The sequence below is a fragment of the Achromobacter pulmonis genome, from assembly GCF_002885955.2.
Lineage (GTDB): Bacteria > Pseudomonadota > Gammaproteobacteria > Burkholderiales > Burkholderiaceae_B > Achromobacter > Achromobacter pulmonis_A.
Map to the genome: position 1 here is coordinate 74544 of NZ_POQS01000003.1, position 21121 is coordinate 95664.

Annotated in this window: 19 protein-coding genes; 6 read left to right on the plus strand and 13 right to left on the minus strand. The window is 68.2% G+C overall.

Features of this window, described 5'->3' with window-relative positions:
* Nucleotides 1–41: 41 nt before the first annotated feature.
* Both C1I89_RS11600 and C1I89_RS11605 read left to right on the plus strand, forming a co-directional pair.
* Nucleotides 42–764 (plus strand): PIG-L deacetylase family protein, encoded by a 723-nt coding sequence (locus C1I89_RS11600; protein ID WP_102772943.1) that lies wholly within the window; start codon nucleotides 42–44, stop codon nucleotides 762–764.
* A complete protein-coding gene (locus C1I89_RS11605; RefSeq protein ID WP_102772944.1) occupies nucleotides 761–1462 on the plus strand; it encodes a 4-carboxy-4-hydroxy-2-oxoadipate aldolase/oxaloacetate decarboxylase in 702 nt (233 codons plus the stop codon). Before C1I89_RS11600 ends, C1I89_RS11605 begins: the two co-directional genes overlap by 4 nt.
* Nucleotides 1463–1465: 3 nt before the next feature.
* Here C1I89_RS11605 and C1I89_RS11610 read toward each other — a convergent pair whose 3' ends face one another.
* Both C1I89_RS11610 and C1I89_RS11615 read right to left on the minus strand, forming a co-directional pair.
* The gene (locus C1I89_RS11610; RefSeq protein ID WP_102772945.1) at nucleotides 1466–1825 is read right to left on the minus strand and encodes a hypothetical protein; all 360 of its coding nucleotides are present in this window, start codon (nucleotides 1823–1825) and stop codon (nucleotides 1466–1468) included.
* Between the two features lie 165 nt (nucleotides 1826–1990).
* Nucleotides 1991–2422 carry a hypothetical protein gene (locus tag C1I89_RS11615; protein ID WP_102772946.1) on the minus strand — a complete coding sequence of 144 codons (432 nt, stop codon included), beginning with the start codon at nucleotides 2420–2422 and terminating at the stop codon, nucleotides 1991–1993.
* Nucleotides 2423–2556: 134 nt separating this feature from the next.
* Here C1I89_RS11615 and C1I89_RS11620 point away from each other — a divergent pair, with 134 nt between their 5' ends.
* From C1I89_RS11620 to C1I89_RS11635, 3 genes are all read left to right on the plus strand, one after another.
* On the plus strand, nucleotides 2557–2886 hold the full coding sequence (locus C1I89_RS11620) for a YegP family protein (RefSeq protein WP_102772947.1): 330 nt from the start codon (nucleotides 2557–2559) through the stop codon (nucleotides 2884–2886).
* A 315-nt stretch (nucleotides 2887–3201) separates the two neighbouring features.
* Complete coding sequence (locus tag C1I89_RS11625; RefSeq protein WP_102772948.1) at nucleotides 3202–3675, plus strand: DUF2846 domain-containing protein; 474 nt, start codon at nucleotides 3202–3204, stop codon at nucleotides 3673–3675.
* 469 nt (nucleotides 3676–4144) lie between these two features.
* A complete protein-coding gene (locus C1I89_RS11635) occupies nucleotides 4145–4897 on the plus strand; it encodes an SDR family NAD(P)-dependent oxidoreductase (protein WP_102772950.1) in 753 nt (250 codons plus the stop codon).
* Between the two features lie 43 nt (nucleotides 4898–4940).
* Here the strand turns inward: C1I89_RS11635 and C1I89_RS11640 are convergent, their stop codons facing one another.
* From C1I89_RS11640 to C1I89_RS11670, 6 genes are all read right to left on the minus strand, one after another.
* Nucleotides 4941–7364, minus strand: coding sequence for a TonB-dependent siderophore receptor (locus C1I89_RS11640; protein ID WP_258231400.1), 2424 nt, complete (start codon nucleotides 7362–7364; stop codon nucleotides 4941–4943).
* A 121-nt stretch (nucleotides 7365–7485) separates the two neighbouring features.
* Nucleotides 7486–8439: a FecR family protein gene (locus C1I89_RS11645; protein ID WP_102772951.1), complete on the minus strand. Its 954-nt coding sequence runs from the start codon at nucleotides 8437–8439 to the stop codon at nucleotides 7486–7488.
* Nucleotides 8436–8840 (minus strand): sigma-70 family RNA polymerase sigma factor, encoded by a 405-nt coding sequence (locus tag C1I89_RS35865; RefSeq protein WP_440130632.1) that lies wholly within the window; start codon nucleotides 8838–8840, stop codon nucleotides 8436–8438. The genes C1I89_RS11645 and C1I89_RS35865 overlap by 4 nt, the downstream gene beginning before the upstream one ends.
* A 188-nt stretch (nucleotides 8841–9028) precedes the next feature.
* Nucleotides 9029–9982, minus strand: a complete 954-nt coding sequence (locus tag C1I89_RS11660; RefSeq protein WP_102772951.1) for a FecR family protein — start codon at nucleotides 9980–9982, stop codon at nucleotides 9029–9031.
* Nucleotides 9979–10524, minus strand: a complete 546-nt coding sequence (locus C1I89_RS11665) for an RNA polymerase sigma factor (RefSeq protein WP_102773510.1) — start codon at nucleotides 10522–10524, stop codon at nucleotides 9979–9981. The genes C1I89_RS11660 and C1I89_RS11665 overlap by 4 nt, the downstream gene beginning before the upstream one ends.
* Before the next feature lie 140 nt (nucleotides 10525–10664).
* Nucleotides 10665–11267, minus strand: a complete 603-nt coding sequence (locus tag C1I89_RS11670) for a TetR/AcrR family transcriptional regulator (protein ID WP_102773511.1) — start codon at nucleotides 11265–11267, stop codon at nucleotides 10665–10667.
* 89 nt (nucleotides 11268–11356) lie between these two features.
* On the opposite strand from C1I89_RS11670, the gene C1I89_RS11675 reads away from it, so the two are divergent.
* Nucleotides 11357–12814 carry an MFS transporter gene (locus C1I89_RS11675; protein WP_102772952.1) on the plus strand — a complete coding sequence of 486 codons (1458 nt, stop codon included), beginning with the start codon at nucleotides 11357–11359 and terminating at the stop codon, nucleotides 12812–12814.
* Nucleotides 12815–12827: 13 nt separating this feature from the next.
* On the opposite strand, the gene C1I89_RS11680 is transcribed toward C1I89_RS11675, so the two are convergent.
* The 5 genes from C1I89_RS11680 to aceK form a co-directional block, all read right to left on the minus strand.
* Entirely contained in the window at nucleotides 12828–14048 is a 1221-nt protein-coding gene (locus C1I89_RS11680) for an MFS transporter (protein WP_102772953.1), read from the minus strand.
* 146 nt (nucleotides 14049–14194) lie between these two features.
* On the minus strand, nucleotides 14195–16207 hold the full coding sequence (locus tag C1I89_RS35580; protein ID WP_102772954.1) for an acetyl/propionyl/methylcrotonyl-CoA carboxylase subunit alpha: 2013 nt from the start codon (nucleotides 16205–16207) through the stop codon (nucleotides 14195–14197).
* Nucleotides 16208–16253: 46 nt separating this feature from the next.
* Nucleotides 16254–17942 carry a carboxyl transferase domain-containing protein gene (locus tag C1I89_RS11690; RefSeq protein ID WP_102772955.1) on the minus strand — a complete coding sequence of 563 codons (1689 nt, stop codon included), beginning with the start codon at nucleotides 17940–17942 and terminating at the stop codon, nucleotides 16254–16256.
* A 77-nt stretch (nucleotides 17943–18019) separates the two neighbouring features.
* On the minus strand, nucleotides 18020–19201 hold the full coding sequence (locus C1I89_RS11695) for an acetyl-CoA C-acetyltransferase (protein ID WP_102772956.1): 1182 nt from the start codon (nucleotides 19199–19201) through the stop codon (nucleotides 18020–18022).
* A 33-nt stretch (nucleotides 19202–19234) separates the two neighbouring features.
* Nucleotides 19235–21112 (minus strand): bifunctional isocitrate dehydrogenase kinase/phosphatase, encoded by a 1878-nt coding sequence (aceK, locus tag C1I89_RS11700; RefSeq protein WP_102772957.1) that lies wholly within the window; start codon nucleotides 21110–21112, stop codon nucleotides 19235–19237.
* Nucleotides 21113–21121: the final 9 nt, after the last annotated feature.

Below are 21121 nucleotides of genomic sequence, written 5' to 3' on the forward strand. Positions count from 1 at the left end.
CCCGGCGGCAAGGCCGGTTTACTTTTTCCTGGGATGAAAGCATGAGCAGCACAACGCAACACGGCCTGGTCGTCAGCGCCCATTCGGCCGACTTCGTCTGGCGCGCCGGCGGCGCCATCGCGCTCTATGCGCGGCGCGGCTGGAACATGACGGTCGTGTGCCTGTCTTTCGGCGAACGCGGCGAATCCGCCAAACTCTGGCGCGAGCCGGGCATGACCCTGGACCGCGTCAAGGCGGCGCGCCGCGACGAGGCCACGCGCGCGGCCGGCATACTCGGCGCCTCGGTGCGCTTTCTGGATTGCGGCGACTATCCGCTGCGGGTGAGCGACGACGCCCTGTTCCAGCTGGCCGACATCTATCGCGAATTGCGGCCGGCCTTCGTGCTCACGCATTCGCTCAAGGACCCGTACAACTTCGACCATCCGCTGGCGACCCACGTGGCGCAGGAGGCGCGCATCATCGCCCAGGCGCACGGGCATCGGCCGGACCAGCCCGTGCTGGGCGCGCCGCCGGTGTTCCTGTTCGAACCGCACCAGCCCGAACAGTGCGAATGGAAGCCGGAAGTCCTGCTGGACATCTCCGAAGTCTGGGACGTCAAGCGCCGCGCCTTCGAAACCATGGCGGCGCAGGAACACCTGTGGGAGTACTACACCCGCGTGGCGCTGCAGCGCGGCGTGCAGGCCTCGCGCAATTCCGATCTGAAGATCACGCATGCCGAGGGATACCAGCGCATCTTCCCGCAGGTCACGGGAGCGTTCGCATGAGCACGCAGGCAATCGCCGTCCGGAACATCGCCCGCGCGGACGCCGCAATCATCGCGCGCCTGCAGGCGGCGGGCGTCGCCACCGTCCATGAGGCCCAGGGCCGCAGCGGCCTGCTGCGCCCCAGCCTGCGTCCGGTCTGGCGCGGCGCGGCCGTCGCCGGCAGCGCGGTCACCGTGCTGGCGCAGCCGGGGGACAACTGGATGCTGCACGTCGCGGCCGAGCTATGCCAGCCCGGCGACGTGCTGGTCGTGGCCTGCACCACCGACAACCATGACGGCATGTTCGGCGAACTGCTCGCGACCTCGTTTGCCGCGCGCGGCGTTCGCGGCCTGGTCATCGACGCGGGCTGCCGCGACGTGCTTGCGCTCGAGGCCATGCGTTTCCCGGTCTGGGCGCGCGCGATCTGCGCCAAGGGAACGGTCAAGGCCACGCCGGGCAGCGTCAACATCCCAGTGGTGTGCGCGGGCGCGCTGGTGCGTCCGGGTGACGTCGTCGTGGCCGACGAGGACGGCGTGGTCGTGGTAGAACGCGAGCGCGCCGCCGATGTGGCCGAAGCGAGCGAGGCGCGCCTGCATAAGGAAAACCTCACGCGGGCGCGCCTGGCGGCCGGCGAACTGGGACTGGACATCTACGGCATGCGCGACAAACTGCGCGAGGCCGGCCTGGTGTACGTCGACTCGGCGGAACCGCTCGGATAGTTCTCAGGCGACCAGCCGCAGATGGCGCTTGACGACCGGAACGGTGGGTTGCTGCTTGACCAGGCTGACGGGCACGAACTCCAGCGGCTTGCGCCCCGCCGCGGCGTCGCTCAGGCTGGCGGTGAGCAGCATTGCCCGGGATGCGCCGGCCGCGGCGCGAAGGCTGCGCGCCAGTTCCATCGCCTGATGTTCGGCCATGTCGCGCGATGGCCAGACCGTGCCGCAGAAGTGCGTCTTGCACATGGGTATCTGCCGAGCATGGTCGATGACGTCCACATAACCACGAAATGCGCCGTATTCGACCTCCATGACGTTGGGACGGACCGACGTGAAGGCTTGCGGCGTTTGCGAGCTGGTAGCCATGATGGGTTTCCTTTGAGAGGAACACGAAACCATCCTAGCGCATAACTGTTGCGGATTTTGTGGCGCTTTGCAGTTGTTTAGATAGCTGTCTGGAGGTGGCGAGGTGAAATAAAAGGTTGCGAAAGTGAATTATTGGCTGTTTTAACGCCAGACCCGCGCACTATTTCAGATAATGCCGTGCTGCCTGAGCACGGCCTGCTCATCGCCCGAGATCCAGCCGAAAACCTTCGCTTCGCCGCCCAGTACCTGGACCAGATAATGGACATCGAAATCGATGGTCGTGTCCGCCTGGCCCTTGCGGCCGTAGGTCGCCGTCCAGGCGACGTGGGCCACGCAATGCAGCTCGTCTATCGGGGAGATTCGGACATTGCGGACGCGCATTCCTTTGGTCCCTATGGTTCGATAGTACGCATACCCTTGCGCCATGACTTCCTTGAGCCGGTCGTCGTTCTGCCCGGCCATGACCCCGGCAGGAGAAGCGGCGATGAAAGCCGAGGCATACAGCGACACAATCTCCGCCATGTCCGCATTTCCGTGCAGGGATTGGTTGAAAAAGCGCTCGTATCGCGTGAATAGCTCGGTGACGGTCGCTTCCATCGATTTTCTTCCTGGACCGGATGCGGGGTCTGTATGTCCAGATCTCCTGGCGTGCATTATGATCTGCCGGCGTTCAAGTGTGCGCATCGCGGTATTTTCCAGTTCCTAGACCAAGCCAGATATTGGAGATTTCTATGAGCGGTTACTACGATTTGAAGCGCAGCGGCGATCAGTACATGTTCAATCTGAAAGCCGGCAACAACGAAGTCATTCTGACGAGCGAACGGTACACCACCAAGGCCAGCGCTCAGGATGGCATCGCATCGGTCCGCCAGAATTCGCAGACCGATGCGCGATATCAATTGAAGACGGCCACCGACGGTTCGCCCTATTTCACCTTGACCGGGGCAAACGGCCAGACAATCGGGCGCAGCGAGATGTATTCCTCCACGGCCGCGCGGGATAAAGGCGTTGCGTCCGTCAAGGCAAATGGCGCCACGCCTACCGTGAAAGACAACACCTGAGCGTTACGCCATCGCCTGGGCGATGGCGTCCTCCTCAATACGTTGCCACCACGTTCGACATCACGTTGCACGGTTCGCCGTAGTCATTCGAGCCGTAGGCCGTCCCTGCGCGCGGACGGTAGCTCTTGACGAACAAGTTACTCACATTGAGTACAAGGATAACGCCGGAGCGTCGGTTCAGACGTCAGGATCGGCCTCCTGGACGCGGGCTTGTCTTGTATTCATATGACATTATTGGAAGATATTGGATACAATTGTCCGTTCCCCTCGGAGGATAGGAAGGGGCATATACGTAAGCCGATAAAGATGAATCGAATGAATAAGAAGATGTTGAAGTTGGCGGCCTCTGCCGCTTGCGTAATGGTGGTAGCGGGCTGCGCCAAAGTTCCAATGGCGCCAGCCGAGCAAAACAAGCTGGCCAAATCGTTCCCGGCACCGGATGAAGGAAAGTCGGGCCTGTATGTCTACCGAGACAGCTTTGCTGGCAAAGCCCTGAAGAAAGACGTCTACGTCAACGGCGAGTGTCTGGGCGAGACGGCAGACCGCGTGTTCTTCTATACGCAGGTTGCCGGCAATGAGCAGCACAAGGTCTCCACCGAATCGGAGTTCTCGCCAAATGATCTGATGGTGATGGTGGAGGCGGGCAAGAACTATTTTGTGCGCCAGTTCATCAAGATAGGCGTATTTGTGGGTGGTGCTGGCCTAGAGCAGGTTTCAGAAGAGGAAGGGCAACGCGTGATCTCCAAACCTGAAGTCAACCTGGCGGTCGAAGGCCGTTGCGACAGCTGATCGCAATCTGCTTCCGCCGCTTATCCCGCTTGTTTGCAAAATGGGTATGACGATGCGTCTTGGTCTATTGCTGCTGGCCGTGTTGTTTGCCGCGTCAGCCCATTCGGCGAATTATCCTTGTTCTGGAAAAAAGGGCGGCGTAGATCGTTGCGTCGGAACTCAGTTTCTTTGTCGTGACGGTTCGATCAGTGCGTCGAAACGCGTTTGCTCCAATCCGGATGCTGGCGTGTCGCCACTCACATCAAAACCTTCGCCGTCTGGGGCGAACGGCGCTTGCAGCTGCGGCGCCGGCCAATATTGCACGGGGCCACGTGGCGGCACTTTCTGCTACACCCATAGCGGAAAGAAGTCCTACCTCCGAAAATGAGCGCCGCGAGGCGTTGTCTCAATAACTGCCCGCAGGCAGCACATCACCAGGCCGGCAAGGACAAGGCCTGATCCGGCGGGCTCCCGTGCAAGAGGCTCTTCAATGTCCAATCCCCAGTATTCGCGTCCCGTCGCGCTCGTCACGGGTTCGACTTCCGGCATAGGCGAGGCCATCGCCCGCCGTCTGTCGCGGGACGGCTACTCCGTGGTCGTGCATTCGCGGCGTTCGGTCGAGGCCGGCCATGCCCTGGCGCGCGAGCTGGGCGAGGCGGTCTATGTGCAGGCGGATCTGGCGGTCGATGGCGACAGGGTCCGGCTGGTCCGCGAGGCCGTCGCGGCATGGGGGCGGCTGGACGTGCTGGTCAATAACGCGGGCATCAGCCGGGTCATTCCTCACGCTGATCTGGCCGCCGCCACGCCCGACATCTGGCATGAACTGCATGAGGTCAATGTGGTTGCGCCGTTCCGCCTGGTGGCCGAGGCGCAGGCCGCGTTGCAGGAGGCGGCGGCGCAGGGCAGGCCCGCTTGCGTGGTCAACGTGAGCTCGCACGCCGGAATCAGGCCCAAAGGCGCATCCATTCCTTATGCGGCGACCAAGGCGGCGCTCAATCACGTGACGCGCCTGCTCGCGCTTTCGCTCGCTCCGGACATCCGGGTCAATGCGGTCGCGCCCGGCCTGGTGGATACGCCGCTGACGGCCGATTGGACCCAGGCCCAGGCGTTGTGGCGCGACAAGGCGCCGATGCGCCGCGCGGCCGGTCCGCAGGATATCGCCCAGGCGGTCTCCCTGCTTGTGGCGTCGGACTATCTGACCGGCGAGGTGCTGCTTTCCGACGGCGGTTTGAACCTGACGTAGGCGCGGGGCGCGTAGGCCCCGCCCGTACCGTCAGTATTTCGCGTCAGTACTTCGCCCGCAGATTCAGCATCACGCTGCGCGGCTCGCCATAGTAGTTCGACCCATACGCCGCCCACACGCGCTGGTAATAGACCTTGTCGAACAGGTTGTTCACGGTCAGCGTGGCGTCCAGGTGCTTGTTGAAGCGGTAGCCGGCTTGCGCGGACACGGTGGTGTACGGGCGCTGCTCGAACTTCACCGGACCGTTCATGCGGTACATGCTGCTGACGCTGCGCAGGCCCGCGCCCAGCGACAGGCCTTCGAGCGCGCCGGTGGCGAAGGTGTACTTGGTCCACAGGTTGAAGGTGTGGCGCGGCGTGATGAAGGCGTATTGCTGCGACTTCTGTTCCTCGGTGCCCTTCAAGGTCTTGGTGGCGGTGTAGGCGTAGCCGGCGGTGATGTCCCAGCCCGGCGCGGGGCTGCCGCTGATTTCGGCTTCGAAGCCCTGGCTGCGCATTTTGCCGGCCGCCATCGAGAACAGCGGATTGTCGGGGTCGGTCATGGCGCGGTTTTCGTCTTCCATGCGAAACAGCGCTGCATGCGCGTTCAGGCGCTTGTCCAGGAATTCGCCCTTGAGGCCGATCTCGACCTGTTTGCCGGTGCGCGGGTCCAGCAGCTGGCCGTTGACGTCGGTGACGGTCTGCGGCGTGAAGATGCTGGTGTAGCTGGCGTACGCCGACACCTGCTCGTTGAGGTCGACGACCAGCCCCAGGTAGGGCGTGAATTTGCCGTCGATGTCGCTCTTGGTGTTGGTGAACTGGTTGAAGTAGGCGTTGCGGTTCTGGGTGCGGTTCTGCCACCAGGTCAGGCGCCCGCCGGCGATGAGGGTGGCGGCGTCGGCCACGCGCAGGTTGGTGCGCGCATACAGGCCGTACTGCTCGGTCTTGCCGTCGTTGCCGTTGGTGAACTGGTAGTCCGGCTTGGGGATGTCGTTGTCGGGATGGTAGAGATTGATGTCGGCGTTGTCGCCGCCGCCATAGCGGAAGTTCTTGTGGATGTTGCGGTAGTCGGCGCCCACGATCAGTTCGTGTTCGCGGCCGAAGGCCTGGAACGGCGTGGCCACGAAGGCGTCCAGGCCGTAGGTCTTCCAGTGGCTGCGGTACTTCCACGAGACCAGGCAGGTGTCGCCGGTGACCGGATCGACCGCGCAGTCGGACCAGCCGAATTCGCGGCTGGGTTCGTCCTGTTCGCGGTAGACGCCGCTGACCTTGATGCGTCCGCCATTGGACAGGCGGTGTTCCACGTCGGCGAAGTATTCGGTGATTTCTTCGGTGATGTGGTTCCAGCTGGGGTCCAGGTTGGTCGAGCGGCGCACGTCGAGCAGGCTGCCGTCGGTGTAGCCGGGCAGGCCGAAGAACGGGCGGCCCTTGTATTGCTGGTAGGTGGCGCCGGCGCTGAGCACGGTGTCCGGCGTGAGGTCGAAGCTCAGCGTGCCGTAGAACAGGGGCTTTTCGGTGTAGACGCCGTCGACGAAGGAGCGCCGGTCGTCATAGGAGGCGACCACGCGGCCGCGCAGCCGGCCGTCGCTGTCGAGCGGGCCGGTGAGGTCGGCTTCGGCGTAATAGCGGTCCCACGAGCCGGTCATGAGCTGGCCGCCGAAGGCGAATTCCTTTTGCGCGCGCTTGCGCACCAGGTTGACGGTGCCGCCGGGGTCGCCCGCGCCCTGGAACAGGCCGGACGGGCCGCGCAGCACTTCGATGTGGTCGTAGATGGCCAGGCCGAAGCCCGAGCTCAGGTCGTTGCCGGTGCTCGCCGGGGTGTTGACGCCGTCGACCTGGATGGTGTCGAGCGCGTAGCCGCGCGAGTAGAAATTGCCGTGGTTGCCGCCGATGCTGCCGGCCTCGACGGTGATGCCGGTGACCGTGCGCATGGCGTCGTCCAGGTTCACCAGGTTCTGGTCGTCCAGCAGCTGGCGCGTGACGACGGAGACCGATTGCGGGATCTGGCGCAGGCTTTGTTCGTTCTTGCCCAGGGCGACGGCGGGCGTCGTGTAGGAGCCCGTGCCTTCGGTGGTGGCGGGATCGTGGCCGGTGACGGTGACGGGCGCCATGGTGGCGGCGTCGGCGTCCGGGGACCCGGCCGGCGTGCGCACCACGAAGCCCGTGGCCGTGGGTACGGCGACCAGGCCGCTGCGCATCAGCAGGCGGTTCAGCGCGGCCTGCGCGCTCAGGTTGCCCGAGACGGCGGGCGCCTGCAGGCCGGCGACGGCGTCGGGACTGAACAGCACCTGCACCTGCGCCTGGCGGCCCAGCGCCACCAGCGCGTCGGCCAGGCTGCCGGCGGGCAGGTCGAAAGCGTGCGTCGGCGCGCTCTGCGCGTGGGCGACGGACGGCGCGAAGGCCTGGACCGCCAGCGCGGCATGCATGGACAGCGCGCACAGCAGCGCGTAACGGCCGGCGGCGAGCCGGCGGAGATGGCGTTGCGCCATGGACTTTCCCCAAGTCAAAAAAGCCGATCCAGTAGCGGATCTACACCGGGGAAGACGCGCCAGCCGTCGAAACCCGTACCTGCCGGAAGAAAAATAATTCTCAATTATCCGGACGCGGGTTTCAGCGGCTGGCGATGACCGCCGAGCCGTCGGGCCGGCGGTCGAGCGTGACGGGCAACAGGCCGGGCAGCGTGTCCAGCAAGGCGTCGGGCTGGCGCAGGTCCAGCGTGCCGGACAGGCGCAGGCCGCGCGCGCGCTCGTCGGCGAAGCGCACCGGGGCGCCGCGGTACAGCGCCAGGTAGCCGGCCAGCTGCTGCAGGGTCGCGTCATGCACCACCGCCACGCCGTTCTGCCAGGCGCCGATTTCGCCGGCGGCCACGCGCTGGCGGTCCAGCAGCCGGCCGTCGGCGCGCGCCAGCAGCACGCTGTCGCCGGCCCGCAGCGTGTGCTGCCTGTGCTCGTCCGCGCCCTCGGCGGCCAGCATTACCTGGCCGCTGCGCACGCCCACCTGCAGCATGTCGGGCAGCAGCAGCACGTTGAATTCGGTGCCGATGTCGCGCAGTTCGGCGCCGCCCGCCTGGACCACCAGCGGGCGCCGGTCGGGCGCGGCGTCGATGTAGACCTCGCCGCCTTCGATGTCGATGCGGCGCTGCGCCAGCGTGTAGCGCACGCTGACGCGGGTGCCCACGTTGGCATGGACGCGGGTGCCGTCGGCCAGCACCAGGCTGCGGGTCCGGGTGGACGCATTGGCCACCGATTCATAGTTCACGGGCAGGTACTGGTAGGCTAGGCCCGCCGCCAGCAGCAGGGCGGCCAGCGCCCCGCTCCAGCGCAGCAGCGCGGGCCGGCGGGCCGGCCGCGACATGCCGGCCCGCGCGGCGGCCGGGCGCGGCAAGGCCGCCATGTCTTCCCAGACCTGCGCCAGGCGGTCGTATTCGCGGCGGTGTTGCGGCGATTCGGCCAGCCAGGCCTGAAACGACTGTTCGGCCTGCGGATCGGACGCGCGTTCGCGGCGGCGCATGAACCATGCGCTCGCGGCCTCTTCGACAGCGGACAGGGAACGGGACCGGATCATGATGCTTCGCCGTGGACGTGGCGCTTGCAGTGCGCCAACGCCAGTTGCAGGTGCTTTTCCACCGCCCGCACCGAAATGCCCATGCGGCGGGCGATCTCCTCGCAACGCAATTCATCATACCGATAAAGCAGGAAGGCCTCGCGCTGGCGCGCGGGCATGGCGTCGATGGCGGCCTGCAGGCGGCGCAGGCGCTGGTTCACGTCGGCACGCNTTGCCCGAGACGGCGGGCGCCTGCAGGCCGGCGACGGCGTCGGGACTGAACAGCACCTGCACCTGCGCCTGGCGGCCCAGCGCCACCAGCGCGTCGGCCAGGCTGCCGGCGGGCAGGTCGAAAGCGTGCGTCGGCGCGCTCTGCGCGTGGGCGACGGACGGCGCGAAGGCCTGGACCGCCAGCGCGGCATGCATGGACAGCGCGCACAGCAGCGCGTAACGGCCGGCGGCGAGCCGGCGGAGATGGCGTTGCGCCATGGACTTTCCCCAAGTCAAAAAAGCCGATCCAGTAGCGGATCTACACCGGGGAAGACGCGCCAGCCGTCGAAACCCGTACCTGCCGGAAGAAAAATAATTCTCAATTATCCGGACGCGGGTTTCAGCGGCTGGCGATGACCGCCGAGCCGTCGGGCCGGCGGTCGAGCGTGACGGGCAACAGGCCGGGCAGCGTGTCCAGCAAGGCGTCGGGCTGGCGCAGGTCCAGCGTGCCGGACAGGCGCAGGCCGCGCGCGCGCTCGTCGGCGAAGCGCACCGGGGCGCCGCGGTACAGCGCCAGGTAGCCGGCCAGCTGCTGCAGGGTCGCGTCATGCACCACCGCCACGCCGTTCTGCCAGGCGCCGATTTCGCCGGCGGCCACGCGCTGGCGGTCCAGCAGCCGGCCGTCGGCGCGCGCCAGCAGCACGCTGTCGCCGGCCCGCAGCGTGTGCTGCCTGTGCTCGTCCGCGCCCTCGGCGGCCAGCATTACCTGGCCGCTGCGCACGCCCACCTGCAGCATGTCGGGCAGCAGCAGCACGTTGAATTCGGTGCCGATGTCGCGCAGTTCGGCGCCGCCCGCCTGGACCACCAGCGGGCGCCGGTCGGGCGCGGCGTCGATGTAGACCTCGCCGCCTTCGATGTCGATGCGGCGCTGCGCCAGCGTGTAGCGCACGCTGACGCGGGTGCCCACGTTGGCATGGACGCGGGTGCCGTCGGCCAGCACCAGGCTGCGGGTCCGGGTGGACGCATTGGCCACCGATTCATAGTTCACGGGCAGGTACTGGTAGGCTAGGCCCGCCGCCAGCAGCAGGGCGGCCAGCGCCCCGCTCCAGCGCAGCAGCGCGGGCCGGCGGGCCGGCCGCGACATGCCGGCCCGCGCGGCGGCCGGGCGCGGCAAGGCCGCCATGTCTTCCCAGACCTGCGCCAGGCGGTCGTATTCGCGGCGGTGTTGCGGCGATTCGGCCAGCCAGGCCTGAAACGACTGTTCGGCCTGCGGATCGGACGCGCGTTCGCGGCGGCGCATGAACCATGCGCTCGCGGCCTCTTCGACAGCGGACAGGGAACGGGACCGGATCATGATGCTTCGCCGTGGACGTGGCGCTTGCAGTGCGCCAACGCCAGTTGCAGGTGCTTTTCCACCGCCCGCACCGAAATGCCCATGCGGCGGGCGATCTCCTCGCAACGCAATTCATCATACCGATAAAGCAGGAAGGCCTCGCGCTGGCGCGCGGGCATGGCGTCGATGGCGGCCTGCAGGCGGCGCAGGCGCTGGTTCACGTCGGCACGCGCCTCGGGCTGGCTGGCGGGATCGGCGGCGAGGCTGTCCGCGCCGGGCTCGAACTCGCGATCGTCCAGGCTGGCCGCCAGGTGCGCGCCGCGCACGTTCTCGCGGCGCCAGTGGTCGCGCAGCAGGTTGCGGGCGATTTCGTACAGGTAGGCGCGGGGCTGGGCCGGCGGTTCGGCGCCGTTGCCGGCGGCCAGCCATTTGGCAAAGGTTTCCTGCGCCAGGTCCTGGGCGGCTTCGGGCGAGCGCTTGAGCTGGCGGTTCAGGAAACCGACCAGCTCCGCGTTCCAGGCCTTGTACGCCTCGGCGATGACGCCGAAGAAACGCTCCCCCATGATGCCCCTGAGTCCCCGTCCGCCGTGCGGCCGGCGGTCCGGGCGCATCGCCATGAGTTGAATGGAATGATAATGATTCCTATTGTATCAACTTTGCGCAATGCGGGGCGGCGGATGGCGGGCGCTTGCCGCGCCCGCCGTCATGCGGCGGCGATGCTTTCCAGCGAACGCGCGCGCGCCATCGCGAACTGGGCGTCGTCGCCCATGGCCGCGGCGACGTTGGCGATGGCCTGGTAGGCCAGCAGGTCGAACGCCAGCCTGGCGGGGTCGGTGGCGGCCGGCAGTTCTTGCGCGGCGACGGCTTCGCGCGCCAGGGTCTCGAAGCGCTGCCGCGCCTCGTCCCGGTGCTGGCGCACGCGGTCGCGGATCGCGCCGGGCCGGCCGCGGTATTCGCTGCTGGCCGCGGTAAGAAAGCAGCCGCCGGGCAGGCTGCGGTCTTGCACGAACTGGAACCAGCCCGTGACCAGCGCGCGCAGCCGTTCGCCGGGACTGGCCAGCGCCATGGCCGGCGCCACCACGGCGTCGCGGTACAGGTCCACCGCGCTTTCCAGCGTGGCGAGCTGCAGCGCTTCCTTGTCGCCGAACAGCACCTGGATGTTGCCCTTGGCCACGCCGGCCTCCGTGGCCAGGCGGCCGAAAGTCAGGCCTTCCAGCCCTTCGACCGAGGCGATGCGCGCCGAATGGGCCAGCACGCCGGCGCGCGCTTTTTCGCCCCGGATGCGGCGGCGATCCGTTTCAACCATGAGTCCGTCCTCGCTTGTCACCATGCGATGCTTCAATTTAATATACGGTCGTAAGTATATTAATACTTCATCCTTTTCGGGCCAACGACATGACCGATACTCCGACACCCGGCGCGAACCGCTGGTTCGCCCTGGCCGCCCTGCTTTCGGCGAATTTCCTCATCATTCTCGACCTCTTCATCGTCAATGTATCGCTGCCCAGCCTGCAGACGCGGCTGGGCGCGAGTTTCTCGCAGGTGCACCTGGTCATCGTCGCGTACGACGCCGCGCTGGCCGTGCTGCTGGTGATCGGCGCGCGGCTGGGCGACCTGTACGGCCGGCGCCGCATTTTCCTGTGGGGGATGGGCCTGTTCACGGCCTCGTCGCTGATCTGCGGACTGGCCCCCGGTCCCGGGATTCTAATTGGCGCGCGCGTGGTCCAGGGCGCCGCGGCCGCCCTGCTGATGCCGCAGGTGCTGGCTTCCATCCGCGTCATGTTCGACGGCGCCAGCCGCGCACGGGCCTTCGGCGCGATGGGCGCGGTGCAGGGCGTGGCGGCGACCATCTCGCAACTGGCGGGGGGCTTCCTGATCGAGCAGGACTATGCCGGCCTGGGCTGGCGCACCATCTTCCTCATCAATCTGCCCATCGGGCTGGCCGCGATGCTGGCCGCCCGCCTCTGCATCCGCGAGACGCGCGCGCCCGTCTCGAACCGGCTGGACGTGGCCGGCGCGCTGCTGGCGGCGCTGGGCCTGTTCCTGCTGCTGGTGCCCATCATGCTGGGCCACGAGCACGGCTGGCCGTGGTGGTCCTACGCCGGTCCGGCGGCCGCCGCGCCGGTGCTGGCGGTTTTCGTGCGCCATGAGCTGGCCTTGTCCGGCCGCGGCGGCGTGCCGCTGATCGAGATGGCCCTGTTCGCCAACCGCCGCTTCGTGGCCGGCGTGAGCGCCGTGTTCCTGTTCTTTTCCGCGATCAGTTCGTTCTTCCTGTCGCTGACCATGCTGCTGCAGTTCGGGCTGGAACTGAGCCCGCTGGCCGCGGGCGCGGTGTTCACGCCGTCGGCGATGGCGTTCTTCGCCGCCTCGGTCAGCGGCCCGCGGCTTGCGCGCTGGCTGGGCCGCCGCGCGCTGTTGCTGGGCGTGCTGGTGTTCGGCGCCGGCATCGCGCTTTCGGCGGCCGGTGCGATCCTGGACGTGGCCAACATGAGGCTGATCGTGGCGGCGCTGGTGTTGAACGGCGCCGGCCAGGGCATCGTGATCCCGCTGGCGCTCAACGCCGTGCTGGGCACGGTGCGCACGGAAGACGCGGGCATGGGCTCGGGCATTTCGTCGACCATGCAGCTGACCGGCACCACCGTGGGCGTGGCGGTGGTCGGCGTGCTGCTGTACGCCGCGCTGGGGGCGGCCGACCTGTCGGAGGCGGCGCGCGCGCAGCGCTACGGCCATGCGCTGGCCTGGGCCACGCTCTACAACCTGGCGGCGGTGGCGCTCAGCTTCGTGCTGTTCGCGCGCCTGACCGCGCAGGCCCCCGCGCCCGCCGCGGCGCCGGCGCAGGCGGGCGGCGATTGAACCGGCGGCGGCGTCATGCCGGCGCCAGCGAGCGCAGCTTGCGCAGTTCCGGGAACCACCACATCCACAGCCCCGCCACCGCCACGGTGCCGACGCCGCCGATCACCACGGCCGGCACGGCGCCGACCAGTGCGGCCAGCATGCCGGACTCGAATTCGCCGAGCTGGTTGGAGGCGCTGACGAACAGCGTGTTCACCGCGCTGACCCGGCCCAGCATGTGGTCGGGCGTGTTGAGCTGCACCAGCGAGGAGCGCACCACCACGCTGATGGCGTCGGCCGCGCCCAGCACCGCCAGCGCGCCCACCGACAGCGGGATCGAAGTGGATAGCCCGAAGACGGTGGTGGCCAGGCCGAACAGGATGAGCGCGCCGAACAGCAGGCGGCCCACGTGCTCGCCCAGGCTCAGCCGCGCCAGCGTCAGGGACATGAGCATGGCGCCGCAGGCCGGCGCGGCGCGCAGCGCGCCCAGCGCCCAGGGACCGGCCTGCAGGATGTCCTTGGCGAAGATGGGAAGCAGCGCGGTGGCCCCGCCCAGCAGCACGGCGAAGAGGTCCAGCGACAAGGTGCCCAGCAGCAGCCGGCGCTGGAAGATGAAGGTGATGCCGGCGAACAGGGTGCGCCAGGTGGTCGGTTCCTTGCGCGGCGGCGCGCGGTCCACGGCCATGCTGGCGATGGAGGCGAAGGCCGCCAGGTACAGCGCGGCGGCCACGCAATAGATCCAGCCCGCGCCCAGGCCGTAGCCCACGCCGCCCAGCGCCGGCCCGGCGATCTGCGCGATCTGTCCGCCCGAGGACGACAGCGCGGTGGCGCGCGGCAGCCACTGGCGCGGCACGATGGCGGGAATCAGCGTGGTGAGCGTGGGCGCCTCGAAGGCGCGCGCCGAGCTCATGACGATGAGGGTCGCGTAGATCAGCGGCCGCCCGCCCAGGCCGTGCAGCGCGGCCGCGGCCAGGGTCAGCGTGGCCAGCGCCTCGACCGCCATGCAGATCGCCACGATCTTGCGCCGGTCGTAGCGGTCGGCCACGTGGCCGACCACCAGCGTCAGCGCGGCCATGGGCAGGAACTGCGCCAGCCCGATCAGCCCCAGGTCCAGCGCGCTGCCGGACAGTTCATAGACCTGCCAGCCCACCGCCACGGATACGATCTGGAAGGCCAGCGAGGCGCCCACGCGGGCGCACAGGAAATGCAGGAACGCGGGGCGGGACAAGGGGCTGGGGGCGTCGGGAGCGGGCATCGGGAAGCGGACGGGGCGCACGGGGAAACAGGCATTCTAGGGACAAGTCGCTGACGGGAAACTAATAGCAGAGGCGTCGTCCGTTGCGTAAACGGATCGGGGCGGCCCGTGGGCCGCCCCGATCCATTTCCCGCGATGGCGCCGGACTATTCCCCGATCGCCACCAGTTCCGCGCCTTCGGCCACCTGGTCGCCGACCGCGTAGAACACTTCCGCGACCTTGCCATTGGCCGGGGCGGAGATGGTGTGTTCCATCTTCATGGCTTCCATGACCAGCAGGGGCTGGCCCTTCTCGACGGTGTCGCCGGCCTGCACCGAGATCGAGATGATCTTGCCCGGCATGGGCGCGGTCAGGCCGCCGCCGTGTTCGCCCTGGGTATCCTGCGAATGCGCCAGCGGATCGTAGCGTTCCAGCGCGTGCGAGCCGGCGTCGGTGAAAACGTGGGCGCGGTCGGCGTGCAGGACCACGGTGCCGGCGCTTTCATGGCCGCCCAGCGTGATGCGCAGGCCATAGGCCAGGTTGGGATTGGCGCTGGCGTGGGCGCGCCACTGGAAGGCCTGCGGGCCGTCGCCGCAGTCCAGCGTCCAGGCCGCGCCGTCGCGCGCGATGAGCGCCTTGCGCGTTTCGCCGTTGTCCACCCATTGCAGCTCGCGGTGGTAGCGCCCGCCCAGTCGCCAGCCGTCGCGCGCGTCCCAGGGATCGGTGGCGGTCCTGGCCGGCGCGCCCAGTCCCTGGCGCACCAGCAGCGCGGCGCTGGCCAGGGCCAGCACGGCCGGGCCGGCCGGTTGCGGTTCGGGCAGCAGCGTGGCGCGCTGGCGTTCGATGAGGCCGGTGTCCAGGTCGGCGGCGGCGAAGGCGCTGTCCTGCATCAGCCGCGACAGGAACGCCACGTTGGTCTGCACGCCCACGGCCTGGGTCTGCGCCAGGGCCTGCAGCATGCGGGCGCGGGCCTGGTCGCGGTCGGCGCCGTGCACGATGAGCTTGGCGATCATCGGGTCGTAGTAAGGCGTGATCGTGTCGCCCATGCGCACGCCGCCGTCGACGCGGATGTCGCCGTTGGCGAATGCGGTGTGGGCCGGCAGGCCCAGGTAGGCCAGCGTGCCGATGGAAGGCAGGAAGCCCTTCTCGGGGTTCTCGGCGTAGATGCGGGCCTCGATGGCGTGGCCGTCGATGCGCAGGTCTTCCTGGCGCGCCGGCAGCGGCTGGCCGGCGGCCACGCGCAGCTGCCACTCCACCAGGTCGTGGCCCGTGATCATTTCGGTGACCGGGTGCTCGACCTGCAGGCGCGTGTTCATTTCCATGAAGTAGAAGCGGCCGTCCGGTTCGGCGATGAATTCCACCGTGCCGGCGCCGACGTAGCCCACGGCGCGCGCGGCGGCCACGGCGGCGTCGCCCATGGCGCGGCGGCGTTCTTCGGTCATGCCGGGCGCCGGGGCTTCCTCGATGACTTTCTGGTGGCGGCGCTGCACCGAACAGTCGCGCTCGAACAGGTAGACGCAGTTGCCGTGCGTGTCGGCGAAGACCTGGATTTCGATGTGGCGCGGCTTTTGCAGGTAGCGCTCGATCAGCACGCGGTCGTCGCCGAAGCTGGAGGCGGCTTCGCGCTGGCACGAGGCGAGCGCGTCGAGGAAGGCGCCGGAGGATTCGACCACGCGCATGCCCTTGCCGCCGCCGCCGGCGCTGGCCTTGATCAGCACCGGATAGCCGATGGCGTCGGCCTGCGTCTTGAGGAACTGCGGGTCCTGGTTCTCGCCGTGGTAGCCCGGCACCAGCGGCACGCCGGCCTTTTCCATCAGGGCCTTGGCGGCCGATTTGCTGCCCATGGCGGCGATGGCGGAGGCGGGCGGACCGACGAAGGCGATGCCGGCCGCGGCGGCGGCCTGCGCGAAGTCTTCGTTTTCGGAGAGAAAGCCGTAGCCGGGGTGGATGGCCTGGGCGCCGGTGTCGCGCGCGGCCTGCAGGATGGCGTCGGCGCGCAGGTAGCTGGCGCGCGGCTCGGCGCCGCCGATATGCACGGCCCGGTCGCAGGCGGCGACGTGGCGCGCGCTGGCGTCGGCGTCGGAATACACGGCGACCGTGCGGATGCCCATGCGGCGGGCGGTGGCGGCCACGCGGCAGGCGATTTCGCCGCGGTTGGCAATCAGCAGAGTATCGAACATGGATGTGATCCGGGCTGAAGTGTTCTTGGAGTGCGGCAGCGCCGACCTACATGCGGAATACGCCGAACCGGGTGTCTTCGATGGGCGCGTTCAGCGCCGCCGACAAGGCCAGGCCCAGCACGCGGCGGGTGTCGGCGGGCGCGATGATGCCGTCGTCCCACAGGCGCGCGGTGGCGTAGTACGGATGCCCTTCATGCTCGTATTGTTCGCGGATGGGGGCCTTGAAGGCGGCCTCTTCCTCGGCGGACCATTGCCCGCCGCGGGCTTCGATGCCGTCGCGCTTGACCGTGGCCAGCACGCTGGCGGCCTGCTCGCCGCCCATGACGGAGATGCGGGCGTTGGGCCACATGAACAGCATGCGCGGCGAATAGGCGCGGCCGCACATGCCGTAGTTGCCGGCGCCGAAANAGATGCGGGCGTTGGGCCACATGAACAGCATGCGCGGCGAATAGGCGCGGCCGCACATGCCGTAGTTGCCGGCGCCGAAAGAGCCGCCGATCAGCACGGTGAACTTGGGCACGGCGGCGGTGGCCACCGCGGTCACCATCTTGGCGCCGTGGCGGGCGATGCCTTCGTTCTCATACTTGCGGCCCACCATGAAGCCGGTGATGTTCTGCAGGAACACCAGCGGAATCTTGCGCTGCGCGCACAGCTCGATGAAGTGCGCGCCCTTCTGCGCGGACTCCGAGAACAGGATGCCGTTGTTGGCGACGATGCCCACCGGCATGCCGTGGATGTGGGCGAAGCCGGTGACCAGCGTGGGGCCGAAGCGCGCCTTGAATTCGTCGAATTCGGAGCCGTCGACGATACGCGCGATGACTTCGCGCACGTCGTAGGGCTTGCGCGTGTCGGCCGGAATGATGCCGTTGAGCTCGCTCGGGTCGTAGCGCGGCTCGCGCACCGGCGCGGTGGCCAGCGGCTGGGGTTTCTTGCGGTTCAGGCGCGCCACGGCGTTGCGCGCCAGCTGCAGCGCGTGCATGTCGTTGGCGGCCAGGTGGTCGGCCACGCCGGACAGGCGCGTATGCACGTCGCCGCCGCCCAGATCCTCGGCGCTGACTTCCTCGCCGGTGGCGGCCTTCACCAGCGGCGGGCCGCCCAGGAAGATGGTGCCCTGGTTCTTGACGATGATGGACTCGTCGCTCATGGCGGGCACGTAGGCGCCGCCGGCGGTGCAGGAGCCCATCACCACGGCGATCTGCGCGATGCCTTGCGAGGACATCTGCGCCTGGTTGTAGAAGATGCGGCCGAAGTGCTCGCGGTCGGGGAAGACCTCGTCCTGCTGCGGCAGGTTGGCGCCGCCCGAATCCACCAGGTAGACGCAGGGCAGGTGGTTCTGCGCGGCGATTTCCTGCGCCCGCAGGTGCTTCTTGACCGTCATGGGGTAGTAGGTGCCGCCCTTGACCGTGGCGTCGTTGCACACGATCACGCATTCCGTGCCCGCCACGCGGCCGATGCCGGTGATGACGCCGGCGCCCGGCGCGTCGCCGCCGTACATGCCGTGGGCCGCCATCGGCGACAGTTCCAGGAACGGAGCGCCCGGATCGATCAGGTGCTCGACGCGCTCGCGCGGCAACAGCTTGCCGCGCGCCACGTGCTTGGCGCGCGCGGCTTCGCTGCCGCCCAGCGCGGTCTGCGCGAGTTTCTGGTTCAGGTCGTCCAGCTGCGCCTGCATGGCGCGCGCATTATCGGTGTATTCCTGCGACCGCGTATTGATGCGGGATTCGATGATGGGCATGAGGGGGGCTACCCGGTTGGTTTGGCGGATGAGGGGTACGGTCCGAAGCGCGGCGCGCTCCGGACCGTAGCGGTGCTTCAGACCATCTCGATGGCCATGGCCACGGCTTCGCCGCCGCCGATGCACAGCGTGGCCACGCCGCGCTTGCCGCCGGTCTTGCGCAGCGCGCCGATCAGCGTGGCCATCAGGCGCGCGCCCGAGGCGCCGATGGGGTGGCCCAGGGCGGTCGCGCCGCCGTGGACGTTGACCTTTTCATGCGGCAGCTTGAAGTCGGCCATGGCGGCCATGGTCACCACGGCGAAGGCTTCGTTGATCTCGTACAGGTCCACGTCCTCGGCCTTCCAGCCGGTCTTGGCGAACAGGTTCTTCAGCGCGCCGACCGGGGCGGTGGTGAACCAGTTGGGTTCCTGCGAGTGCTGGCTGTGGGCCACGATGCGGGCCAGCGGCTTGACGCCGAGCTTCTCGGCGGTGGAGGCGCGCATCAGCACCATGGCGGCCGCGCCGTCGGAGATCGAGGACGAGTTGGCGGCGGTGACGGTGCCGTCCTTCTTGAAGGCGGGCTTGAGCGTGGGGATTTTCTCCGGCATGGCCTTGGCGGGCGCCTCGTCGGTGTCGATGACGGTGTCGCCCTTGCGGCCGGCGACGGTGACGGGGGCGATTTCCCACTTGAAGCTGCCGTCCTCGGACGCGGCGCGGGCGCGGCGCAGCGATTCCAGCGAGAAGGCGTCCTGCTGCTCGCGGGTGAAGGAATACTTGGCCGCGCAGTCTTCGGCGAACACGCCCATGGCCTTGCCCTTGTCATAGGCGTCTTCCAGGCCGTCCAGGGCCATGTGGTCGTAGACGGTGCTGTGGCCGTAGCGATAGCCCTGGCGGCCCTTGAGCAGCAGGTACGGCGCGTTGCTCATGCTTTCCTGGCCGCCGGCGACGACCACGTTGGCGGTGCCCGCGGCCAGCAGGTCGTGGCCGAACATGGCGGCCTTCAGGCCCGAACCGCACACCTTGTGGATGGTGGTGCAAGACACGCCCAGGGGCAGGCCCGCGCCCAGCGCGGCCTGGCGCGCCGGCGCCTGGCCCTGGCCGGCCTGCAGCACGTTGCCCATGATGACTTCTTCGACCTGTTCGGGCTTGATGCCCGCGCGTTCGACGGCGGCCTTGATGGCGACCGAACCCAGTTCGTGCGCGGCCAGGCCGGACAAGGCGCCCAGCATGCCGCCCATGGGGGTGCGGGCGACGGAAACGATGACGATGGGATCTGACATGACTAGCTCCTGTGAGGGTCGGGACAGCTCGGGTTACGAGGCCGCGTCGGCGCCCTGAAGGCGGGCGGGACGCAGGCGTCTGTCCGTATCGTAAGGGAAAAATTCTTCAATCCGGCCCTGCGCGACATGGGCCCGGCAGGCCTGCCACCATTCCGGTTCCAGCAGGTCGGCATGGTGACGCATGAACGCGCCGCGCACGCGCGCATCGCCCAGCAGGAAGCGTCCGAATTCTTCCGGAAAAACGTCGTTCGGGCCGATGGCGTACCAGGGTTCCGAGGCCATTTCCGCCTCTTCGTTGGGCGCGGGCGGGATGCGTCGGAAATTCATTTCGGTCATGCGCTGGATTTCGTCGTAGTCATAGAAGACCACGCGGCCCAGGCGCGTGACGCCGAAGTTCTTGTACAGCATGTCGCCGGGGAAGATATTGGCCGCGGCCAGCTGCCGGATCGCGTCGCCGTACTCGCGCACCGCCGGTTCCAGCAGCGCGTCGCCGGCCTGCTGCAGGTACAGGTTCAGCGGCGTCATCCGCCGTTCGATGTAGACGTGGCGGATGACCACGGTGTCGCCCGATTCCTCGATCAGGCTGGGAACCAGCCGGCGCAGTTCCTCCAGCAGCGCCGGGGCGAAGCGGCTGCGCGGCAGCGCCACCTGCGAATACTCCCAGGTGTCGGCCATGCGGCCCACGCGGTCGTGCAGCTTGACCATCTGGTACTTGCGCCGCACGGTGGCGTGGTCCATGCCGTCCTTGTCGATGCGGTCCTTGATGAGCTTGAACACGTAGGGATAGGACGGCAGCGTGAACACGCACATCACCATGCCCTTGATGCCGGGCGCGATGTCGAACGCATCGTGCGAGTGGGCCAGGTGGTGCAGGAAATCGCGGTAGAACAGCGTCTTGCCCTGCTTCTGCAGGCCGATCATGGTGTAGAGCTCGGCCTTGGGCTTGCGCGGCAGCAGGCTGGACAGGAAATCCACCACCGCGGCCGGCGTTTCCATGTCGACCAGGAAGTAGGCGCGGGTGAAGCTGAACAGCGTGCTGAGATCGTCGGCGCCCAGCAGCAGCGCATCGAGCCGGACCTGGCCGGCGGGATTGCGCATCAGCGCCACGGCGAACGGATAGACCGTTGACTGGTTGATCAGGCGTCCGACGATATAGGCGCCCTTGTTGCGGAAGAACAGCGAACCCAGCGCATGGACCTGGCAGTCGCTGGCGATGCGCCGGCCCACGTGGCGCGGCAGCTGGGCGCGCAGCTGCCTGACGGCCGCGCGCGCCAGCAGGCGCGTGTCGCGCGGCAGGTCTTCGAAGGGCAGCGCCAGCCCGAAGTCCGCCACCATGCGGATCAGGCTGGCCTGCAGGCCTTCGGCCACGGGGTAGTACACCCGGTACGAAGGCTTGCGGCTGTCCAGGTAGTCGGTGGCCACGGCCGGGCGCACGAACAGGAAATTGTTGTGGAAATAGTCGCGGTGCAGGATGCGGCACGAGACCGAGTTGAAGAAGGTCTCGGCGCATTCGGGCTGGCGGTGGTCGCCCAGCAGGCTCACGTATTCGTGCTTGACCTGCTGCCAGAACGCGGTCTGCGCCGGCGCCAGCGGCGCGGGAGCGTCCGCCCCGTTGGCGCCATTGGAGCCATTGGACGCATGGGCGCCGCCCGGACGGCCGCGCAGCGCGCCTTCGAGCTGCGCGGCGCATTCGCGCACCCGCATGTCGTAGTACTCGATGCGCTCGCGCGACAGGTGCTGGATGCCGTGCCAGTCGCCGGATTCGAACAGCGCCTTGGCGCGCTGGGCGCTGTAGCGGAACAGCGCGTAATGGCGGTCGAAGCCCGCCAGGATCAGCTGCGCGACCTCCAGCGGCGAGGGCCCCGGCGCGGGAGCCTGCTCGATGTGCTGGACGTCGGACATGCGGATCATGGCGGGGCG

What these genes read in the sequence shown, in the direction of transcription:
- C1I89_RS11600 (WP_102772943.1), top strand. Translation starts at nt 42, where the DNA reads ATGAGCAGCACAACGCAACACGGCCTGGTCGTCAGCGCCCATTCGGCC.
- C1I89_RS11605 (WP_102772944.1), top strand. Translation starts at nt 761, where the DNA reads ATGAGCACGCAGGCAATCGCCGTCCGGAACATCGCCCGCGCGGACGCC.
- C1I89_RS11610 (WP_102772945.1), bottom strand. Translation starts at nt 1,825, where the DNA reads ATGGCTACCAGCTCGCAAACGCCGCAAGCCTTCACGTCGGTCCGTCCC.
- C1I89_RS11615 (WP_102772946.1), bottom strand. Translation starts at nt 2,422, where the DNA reads ATGGAAGCGACCGTCACCGAGCTATTCACGCGATACGAGCGCTTTTTC.
- C1I89_RS11620 (WP_102772947.1), top strand. Translation starts at nt 2,557, where the DNA reads ATGAGCGGTTACTACGATTTGAAGCGCAGCGGCGATCAGTACATGTTC.
- C1I89_RS11625 (WP_102772948.1), top strand. Translation starts at nt 3,202, where the DNA reads ATGAATAAGAAGATGTTGAAGTTGGCGGCCTCTGCCGCTTGCGTAATG.
- C1I89_RS11635 (WP_102772950.1), top strand. Translation starts at nt 4,145, where the DNA reads ATGTCCAATCCCCAGTATTCGCGTCCCGTCGCGCTCGTCACGGGTTCG.
- C1I89_RS11640 (WP_258231400.1), bottom strand. Translation starts at nt 7,364, where the DNA reads ATGGCGCAACGCCATCTCCGCCGGCTCGCCGCCGGCCGTTACGCGCTG.
- C1I89_RS11645 (WP_102772951.1), bottom strand. Translation starts at nt 8,439, where the DNA reads ATGATCCGGTCCCGTTCCCTGTCCGCTGTCGAAGAGGCCGCGAGCGCA.
- C1I89_RS11660 (WP_102772951.1), bottom strand. Translation starts at nt 9,982, where the DNA reads ATGATCCGGTCCCGTTCCCTGTCCGCTGTCGAAGAGGCCGCGAGCGCA.
- C1I89_RS11665 (WP_102773510.1), bottom strand. Translation starts at nt 10,524, where the DNA reads ATGGGGGAGCGTTTCTTCGGCGTCATCGCCGAGGCGTACAAGGCCTGG.
- C1I89_RS11670 (WP_102773511.1), bottom strand. Translation starts at nt 11,267, where the DNA reads ATGGTTGAAACGGATCGCCGCCGCATCCGGGGCGAAAAAGCGCGCGCC.
- C1I89_RS11675 (WP_102772952.1), top strand. Translation starts at nt 11,357, where the DNA reads ATGACCGATACTCCGACACCCGGCGCGAACCGCTGGTTCGCCCTGGCC.
- C1I89_RS11680 (WP_102772953.1), bottom strand. Translation starts at nt 14,048, where the DNA reads ATGCCCGCTCCCGACGCCCCCAGCCCCTTGTCCCGCCCCGCGTTCCTG.
- C1I89_RS35580 (WP_102772954.1), bottom strand. Translation starts at nt 16,207, where the DNA reads ATGTTCGATACTCTGCTGATTGCCAACCGCGGCGAAATCGCCTGCCGC.
- C1I89_RS11695 (WP_102772956.1), bottom strand. Translation starts at nt 19,201, where the DNA reads ATGTCAGATCCCATCGTCATCGTTTCCGTCGCCCGCACCCCCATGGGC.
- aceK (WP_102772957.1), bottom strand. Translation starts at nt 21,112, where the DNA reads ATGATCCGCATGTCCGACGTCCAGCACATCGAGCAGGCTCCCGCGCCG.